At 63.0% G+C, this 7,963-nt stretch carries 7 protein-coding genes and 1 pseudogene; 3 read left to right on the forward strand and 5 right to left on the reverse strand.

Going from position 1 to position 7,963, the window contains the following annotated elements; genetic code table 11:
• The 3 genes from VFW93_RS15130 to prpB all read right to left on the reverse strand — a co-directional run.
• The coding region (locus VFW93_RS15130) for an aconitase family protein (protein WP_329694797.1) at nt 1-402 on the reverse strand (402 nt) is incomplete at its 3' end.
• Between the two features lie 121 nt (nt 403-523).
• Complete coding sequence (prpC, locus tag VFW93_RS15135) at nt 524-1,687, reverse strand: bifunctional 2-methylcitrate synthase/citrate synthase (protein WP_329694798.1); 1,164 nt, start codon at nt 1,685-1,687, stop codon at nt 524-526.
• A 53-nt stretch (nt 1,688-1,740) separates the two neighbouring features.
• On the reverse strand, nt 1,741-2,625 hold the full coding sequence (gene prpB / locus VFW93_RS15140; RefSeq protein ID WP_329694799.1) for a methylisocitrate lyase: 885 nt from the start codon (nt 2,623-2,625) through the stop codon (nt 1,741-1,743).
• Between the two features lie 249 nt (nt 2,626-2,874).
• Here prpB and prpR point away from each other — a divergent pair, with 249 nt between their 5' ends.
• Nucleotides 2,875-4,881 (forward strand): propionate catabolism operon regulatory protein PrpR, encoded by a 2,007-nt coding sequence (gene prpR, locus VFW93_RS15145; RefSeq protein WP_329694800.1) that lies wholly within the window; start codon nt 2,875-2,877, stop codon nt 4,879-4,881.
• An 8-nt stretch (nt 4,882-4,889) separates the two neighbouring features.
• Here prpR and VFW93_RS15150 read toward each other — a convergent pair whose 3' ends face one another.
• A complete protein-coding gene (locus VFW93_RS15150) occupies nt 4,890-5,303 on the reverse strand; it encodes a hypothetical protein (RefSeq protein WP_329694801.1) in 414 nt (137 codons plus the stop codon).
• 126 nt (nt 5,304-5,429) lie between these two features.
• On the opposite strand from VFW93_RS15150, the gene VFW93_RS15155 reads away from it, so the two are divergent.
• Complete coding sequence (locus VFW93_RS15155; RefSeq protein WP_329694802.1) at nt 5,430-5,741, forward strand: YkgJ family cysteine cluster protein; 312 nt, start codon at nt 5,430-5,432, stop codon at nt 5,739-5,741.
• A gap of 171 nt (nt 5,742-5,912) precedes the next feature.
• Nucleotides 5,913-7,457, forward strand: a complete 1,545-nt coding sequence (locus VFW93_RS15160) for a methyl-accepting chemotaxis protein (protein WP_329694803.1) — start codon at nt 5,913-5,915, stop codon at nt 7,455-7,457.
• Nucleotides 7,458-7,471: 14 nt separating this feature from the next.
• On the opposite strand, the pseudogene VFW93_RS15165 reads toward VFW93_RS15160, so the two are convergent.
• Nucleotides 7,472-7,963: pseudogene (locus tag VFW93_RS15165) on the reverse strand (CoA ester lyase); the annotation flags it as partial.

The following is a 7,963-nucleotide window of genomic DNA, read 5'->3' on the forward strand; positions in this document are numbered from 1 at the left end:
GAACGCATCGGGGTCAAAGCCGCCGCACTCCACGGCCAGCGAGTGGTCCACGATCAGCTGCACGGGCACCACGGGGTTCACCTTGGCGGGGTCGCCGCCTTCCTTGGCAATCGCATCACGCAGGCCGGCCAGGTCCACCAGCGCGGTCTGGCCCAGGATGTCGTGGCAGGCCACGCGGGCCGGGAACCACGGGAAGTCGAGGTCACGCTTGCGCTCGATCAGCTGGGTCAGGCAGTCGTTGATGATGGCCGGATCCGCCTTGCGCACGATGTTCTCGGCGTGCACGCGCGAGGTGTAGGGCAGGGTGGCCCAGGCGCCAGGCTTGATCGCTTCAACGGCGGCTTGGGTGTCGAAGTAGTCCAGCGAGGTGCCGGGCAGGTTCTTGCGGAAATTCGTGTTCATGAGGCGGCCTTGTGATGCGGTGATCGTGGGCGGAAATCTGGTGCGGCGGTCAGCAAGTGACAGGGCGCCACATCACGACGATCGCGCGTCGGCAATGTGGCGCCCTGGTTCGGCTCAAGGATTACTTGCGATCCTGGATGGGCACGAACTTCTGGTCTTCAGGGCCGGTGTAGTTGGCCGATGGGCGGATGATCTTGCCGTCAATGCGTTGTTCGATCACGTGGGCCGACCAGCCGGATGTGCGGGCGATCACGAACAGCGGGGTGAACATCGCGGTGGGCACGCCCATCATGTGATAGCTCACGGCCGAGAACCAGTCCAGGTTCGGGAACATCTTCTTGATTTCCCACATCACCGATTCCAGACGCTCGGCGATGTTGTACATCTTCATGTTGTTCTGTTCCTTGGACAGGTCTTCCGCCACCTTCTTGATGACCACGTTGCGGGGGTCGCTCACGGTGTAGACGGGGTGACCGAAGCCGATCACGACTTCCTTCTTCTCGACGCGGGCGCGGATGTCGGCCTCGGCTTCGTCAGGCGTGTCGTAGCGCTTCTGGATCTCGAAGGCGACCTCGTTGGCGCCGCCGTGCTTGGGGCCACGCAGGGCGCCAATGCCACCGGTCAGGGCGGAGTACATGTCCGAGCCCGTGCCGGCCACCACGCGCGAGGTGAAGGTCGAGGCGTTGAACTCGTGCTCTGCGTACAGGATCAGCGAGGTGTGCATGGCGCGCACCCAGCTGTCGCGGGGCTTCTCGCCGTGCAGCAGGTGCAGGAAATGGCCGCCGATGGAGTCGTCATCGGTTTCCACGTCGATGCGCTTGCCGTTGTGGCTGTAGTGGTACCAGTACAGCAGCATCGAGCCCAGCGAGGCCATCAGCTTGTCGGCGATGTCGCGGGCGCCGGGGTGGTTGTGGTCGTCCTTTTCGGGCGACAGGCAACCCAGCACGGACACGCCGGTGCGCATCACGTCCATCGGGTGGGCCGACGGGGGCAGTTGCTCCAGCGCAGCCTTCAGGCCGGCGGGCAGGCCGCGCAGCGACTTCAGCTTGGCCTTGTAGCCAGCCAGTTCGGCTACCGTGGGCAGCTTGCCGTGCACCAGCAGGTGGGCGATTTCTTCGAATTCACAGGTGGTGGCGACGTCCAGGATGTCGTAGCCACGGTAGGCCAGGTCGTTGCCGGTGCGGCCAACGGTACACAGGGCCGTGTTGCCAGCGGCAGTGCCCGACAGGGCAACGGACTTCTTGGGCTTGAAACCGGGGGTGGTTGTTTCGGGTGTAGCGCTCATGAGATGAGTTTCCTGGCTTGAAGGTTGAGGCAGTCGGTTGAAACAGTCGGGGGTTACTTCTTGGCGGCAAACAGTGCGTCGAGCTTGCCTTCAAAGGCGTGGTAGCCGATGCGGTCATACAGTTCTTCGCGGGTCTGCATGATGTCCACCACGTTCTTCTGGTGGCCATCACGTCGAATGGCAGTGTAAACAGCCTCGGCGGCCTTGTTCATGGCACGGAAGGCGCTCAGGGGGTAGAGCACCATGCCCACGCCGGTGGGGCGCAGCTCGTCCACGCTGAACAGCGGGGTCTTGCCGAATTCGGTGATGTTGGCCAGCACGGGCACCTTCACGGCCTTGACGAACTTCTCGTAGGTGGGCAGGTCGTAGGCGGCTTCGGCGAAGATGCCGTCGGCGCCGGCTTCCACGCACTTGATGGCGCGCTCGATGGCGGCGTCCACGCCGTGCACCTGGATGGCGTCGGTGCGGGCGATCAGGAAGAAGTCCTTGTCGGTCTTGGCATCAGCGGCAGCCTTGACGCGGTCCACCATTTCTTCGGTGGTGACGATTTCCTTGCCGGGGCGATGGCCGCAGCGCTTGGCGCCCACCTGGTCTTCAATGTGGCAGGCAGCTGCGCCAGCCTTGATCAGGCTCTTGACCGTGCGCTCGATGTTGAAGGCCGAGGGGCCGAAGCCGGTGTCGATGTCGACCAGCAAAGGCAGGTCGCACACATCGGTGATGCGGCGGGTGTCGGTCAGGACGTCGTCCAGGGTGTTGATGCCCAGGTCAGGCAGGCCCAGCGAGCCAGCGGCCACGCCGCCACCCGAGAGGTAAATTGCACGGTAGCCCGCGCGCTTGGCCAGCAAGGCGTGGTTGGCGTTGATGGCGCCGATGATCTGCAGAGGGGATTCTTCTGCGAGGGCTTGGCGGAAACGTGCGCCAGGGGTCATGGTGGACATGTCGGATCTCCAACTTGAGCGGTTTACCTGTGAAACGCAACGCCTGTGCCAGCGACTCGGCGTGCAGCAGCTTTGCCATGCAGTTGCACGAACTGCGACGCCAACTGCTTGATTCTCATGGAGAAACGGCGCCCGTGCCTTGGGCATTGTCAATCAATTTCCATCCGGAAATGTTTCTGGAGTGAAACGTTGTTTCGGGAAATATGAAACAATGGTCTGAAACGTAGTTGAAACATCCGAGATGACCGCATGAGCACCATCCGTCCCCGTCCCGCGACGACCGCCTTGCCCCACATCGTGGCAGTCGGCTTCAAGCGCATCAACAAGATGCTGCAGGAGCTGGCGCCCGACTTTGCGGATCGGGCTTCGGTCGACGTGCTGGACATGGGCTTCGAGCAGGCCGTCAGCCGGATCCGAGACATGCAGGCTCAGCGCCCGATCGATGTGGTGGTGTCAGCGGGTTCGAACGGCGCTTATTTGCGTCAGCACCTGGACATGCCCGTGGTGCTGGTGAAAGTGGGCGGTTTTGACGTCATGCAGGCTCTGGCGCGTGCACGTCGCGTGTCGCCCAGCATCGGCCTTGTCACCTATGAAGGCATGGCGCCTGACCTGGCCCCGTTTGCCGAGTTGCTGGACATGGGCCTGGTGCAGCGAACCTATCGCTCCGAAGAGGATGCCCAGTCCTGCGTGCTGGAGCTCAAACACATGGGCGTGCAGGTTCTGGTGGGGCCCGGGCTGGTGGCGGATCTGGCAGATCAGGCGGGCCTGGCGGGCGTCTTTCTGTATTCCACGGATGCGGTGCGCGAAGCACTGGAGGATGCGGTTGAAGTCGCCCGGGCCGCGCGCATCGAGCTGGCCAAGCGTGAGCGCCTCAACACCATCCTGGCGCAATTGAGCGATGGCGTGATCGCCGTGGACCAGAGCGAGCGCATCGAGACCTTGAACCCGACCATGGCGCAGTGGCTGGGTGTGGCGCCCCATGCCTGGTTGGGGCGCAACCTCACCGAGGTTTGCCCCGAGTTGAGTCTGCTGGCCACCTTGCGCATGGGCACGCAGGAGCTGGAAAAGATCGAGCGCGTCAAAGGCAAGGCTTTGATCGTCAACCGCATGCCCATCGTGGAGCAAGGGGTGCTGACCGGCGCGGTGCTCACCTGCCAGGATCCCATCAGCATTCAGCGGGTCGATCGCCACATTCGCACCCGCATCAAGCCCAATACACCTGGCACCCGCTATGAGCTCAAGCAGTTCCTGGGGGACAGTGCGGCCGTACAGCACATTCGGCAGGTGGCGCTCAGTTGTGCCCGCAGTCAGGCGACCGTCCTGCTCATCGGTGAAAGCGGCACCGGCAAGGAGTTGATTGCGCAAGGCATCCACATGGCCAGTGACCGGCGTGACATGCCCTTCGTGGCCGTGAACTGCGCCGCCGTATCGGAAAGCCTGTTGGAGAGCGAACTGTTCGGCTACGAGGAGGGGGCGTTCACGGGCGCACGCCGAGGGGGCAAGATTGGCTTGTTCGAGGCTGCGCACAATGGCACCCTGTTCCTCGACGAGGTCGGTGAAATGCCGTTTTCCTTGCAGACACGCCTGTTGCGCGTGCTGCAGGAGCGCGAGGTGTTGCGCGTAGGGGGTACGGAGCCCACGCCAGTGAATGTGCGGGTGATCGCCGCCACACACCAGGCCTTGCGAGAGCAGGTTGACAAGGGCCTGTTCCGGCTGGATCTGTACTATCGGCTCAACATCCTGCGCGTGGACGTGCCGCCACTGCGCGAACGTCTGCAGGACATCGGGCCGATCGCCCATGCCTTGCATCGCAAGTTGTGCGCGCGCCTGGCCATCGAGCCACGCGAAACCAGTCGCCTGATGGACGCGCTCATCGAACAGGCCCAGGGTTATGGCTGGCCCGGCAATGTACGTGAACTCGACAACCTCATCGAACGGGTGATGGCTTACGCCGGTGCGCAAACGGCCGTGCAGGCGATGGGCGCCCAGCAGGTGAGCACATTTCTGCAGGCGGCTGTGCCTGAACTTTTCGAGCATCGTCACGGCAGGTCGGCATCGGCTGGGCTCTCCGGGCCGGGTGTGGATGTGGCGTCTCAGGTGGACGTGATCATGCAACGCAAGCAAAGACTGGCTCAGGCCGAGCGCGCAGAAATCCTTCGTGTCATGGCAGATTGCGCGGGTGATCGGGCGCTTGCCAGTCAGCGCTTGGGCATCAGCCGGACAACCTTGTGGCGCAAGCTCAAGAGTCTGGCTTGAGTCGGTGCTCAACAGGCATAAGACTCGATGAAACGGGCATCGTCTGAAGGCTTGCAATACGCCGAGCTGGCTTCGATCTGCAACACGCTGCCATTGCGGAATTGAAGGCTCAAGGTCAGGCGCTCCATGCAACGCCAGGGCAGGGGGATCTGCGTAGCTGACTGTGCGCGCATACTGGCCAGCCGCAATTCGCCCTGCGCGATCCCTCCCAGGCATTCGCCAATCGGGCCGATCAGCTGGGCCTGGTCGAACACCAGTTCCAGTGGCTTGATGAAGCCATGCAAGCCTGACTTGAAGGTGGCGCCTTCCGATCCCCGCAAGACCGCTCCCGCAGACAGGGTCACGCGAGCCTGACCGCCAGGTGTGTCAGGCGGGGTCACGCCGCGAACCTCCGAGTTGTGCCAGGAAAGAATGTCCACCATGTTGTCGAGTCTGAAGAACGCCGTGTCGTTGGTGCGCGTGGGGTTTGACGATAATCGCGTTTTGCCGGTCTTGCCAAGGCCGGGTGTGGGGTTGCAGGCGCTGGAAAGGGCGCACGAGGGGGGCGCATGAGCGCGGAATTCGACTGTCAGCAATGCGGCGCTTGCTGTGCCTATTTTCGGGTGTCTTTCTATTGGGCCGAGGCGGATGACGCACCAGGCGGTACCGTGCCCGCACACCTGACCGAGCCCGTGGGACCTTTGCACCGTTGCATGGTTGGCACCGGCGTCAAACCGGCGCGTTGCACGATGCTGCAGGGGCAAATTGGGTGCGAAGTGGCCTGCGGCATTTATGAGCAACGCTCCACTACCTGTCGCGAACTCATGCCGGGCGATGAAAAGTGCCTCAAGGCGCGGCAACATCATGGGCTGCCCATCTAGCTCATGCCCCCACTGTCGATGCGGTTGGCCGTTTGCTGCACTGACTGAATTGCCCTTCAATGGCGCTTATGCACTCAGGTTTGGCGTTCATCTTCCGATATCACAAAGATAAAGGGTAAAGAGGCCGCAAGCGCTCCCGGCTGGATGAGGGCGCCATGTCGAGGTGTAGAGATGTTCAATCTCCATCAACTCAAGCTGGGGCCGCGCCTCTGGTTGGGATTCGGGGTGGTGCTGTCGCTGACGGCCGTGATCGCGCTGGTTGGCTGGCTTCGGCTGTCTGCGACCATTTCAGACATTGATGGCAATGGCCAGGTGCAAGCCAGGGCGACGGCGGCCCTCAAGTGGGAAAGCCTGACATTGCTCAACGTCAACCGCACGCTCGCCATCGCCGAGTCGGGTGGCATCAAGGATGTGAAGGAGCACTTTGCCCCGCTGATCAAGGAAACCTCGGCGCAGATCAGTGTGATTCAGAAAGACCTGGAGGCCAGTGCCACCTCCGATCAGGAAAAAGCCTTGTTTGCGGACATCGCAGCACGGCGCAAGGCGTATGTGACGGCACGCGATGCCATCTTTACCTTGCTCGAACTGGATGATCCTGGCGCCAAGGAGGCGCTCAACAGCCAGTTGCTGCCCGCTGCCACGCGCTACATCACGGCCATCAACGACTACCAGCGCATGCAGCGCAAGATTGCCGACGACGACAACGCGGCCACGCACGCTCATGTCAGCCGCGCCAAGATATCCTTGCTTGTGCTGGCTCTGGTGTCGCTGGCGCTCGGTGGCTGGTTTGCCTGGGTGATGGCGCGTTCGGTGACCGTGCCGCTGCGGCAGGTCGTGGCGGCTACCCATGTGATTGCCAAGGGCGACCTGTCTCATCGCGTCGAGATGGGTGGTCGAGATGAGTTGAGCGAGTTGTGCCACAGCCTGGAAGAGATGCAGGTGGCCTTGCGTGGCATCGTGGGTGATGTGCGCCACTCCACCGACTCGATCAAGGTGGCCAGTGATGAAGTGGCCACGGGCAGTCAGGATCTGTCCAGCCGCACGGAGCAAGCCGCCTCCAGCCTGCAGGAAACCGCCTCCACGATGGAGCAGATCGCCGGCACCATTCGCAACACGGCCGATGCTGCGCGCACGGCCAATCAACTGGCTGCCGGTGCCGCCGAGGCAGCCTCCCGTGGTGGCGAGGTGGTGTCCCAGGTGGTGGCCACGATGGACGACATCACGCAAAGCTCCCGCCGTATCGCCGACATCATCAGCGTGATCGACGGCATCGCTTTCCAGACCAATATCCTGGCCTTGAATGCGGCCGTTGAAGCCGCCAGAGCCGGTGAGCAGGGCCGCGGTTTTGCCGTGGTGGCCGGGGAAGTGCGCGCGCTGGCCCAGCGTGCAGCCGGCGCCGCCAAGGAAATCAAGGTGCTGATCAACGCCTCGACCGAACGCGTGGACGCGGGCGCCAGCCTGGTCAGCGATGCCGGGGCATCCATGAGCAGCATCGTCGAGTCTGTTCGCCGCGTGGCGGACATCATTGGTGAGATCACCTCGGCCTCGACCGAGCAGTCGGAAGGCATCAGCCAGGTCAACACAGCCGTGACCCAGCTTGACAGCATGACGCAGCAAAACGCCGCGCTGGTCGAGCAGTCTGCTGCTGCGGCAGAGAGCCTGAAGGATCAGGCCTCTCGGCTGGCCGACGTCGTCTCGGTGTTCAGGCTGCCCTGAGCCTGTTGCTGCGGTCAACCCGAGAAGAAACTGCTCTCGATCTCGATGGGCAAGGGCTGACCGGTCAGCCAGGCTCGCTCCAGCACATACCAGTAATGGCGGTAGCTGGCGCGGTCATGCAGCACGCCGCGGTGCGAGATCGGGGCCCAATGCGCGGCCTGCGCATCCTGCAGGATCTCGATGGCATCGTCCACCTCGGCCGACACGGGCGCAAAGGCTTCCACGATCACCGCAATCTGATCCGGGTGGATGCTCCACATGCGGGTGTAGCCCAGCTCGCGTGCCGCCTTGGTGGCGGCCGTGCTCAAGGCGCGCTTGTCCTTGAACTCGGTGACCACGCAGTGTGAGGGCGTGATGGCGGCTGCATGGCAGGCCGCGGCAATTTCCAGTTTGGCGCGCACGATGAGCGGATGCTCGAACTGCCCGGTGGCGGACATGGCTTTGGCCGGAATGGCGCCGCGATGGTCGGAGACAAAATCCATCAGGCCAAAGGACAGTGATTCCAC

Origin of the sequence: Aquabacterium sp. (genome assembly GCF_036279675.1) — a bacterium.
Classification (GTDB): Bacteria; Pseudomonadota; Gammaproteobacteria; order Burkholderiales; family Burkholderiaceae_C; genus Aquabacterium.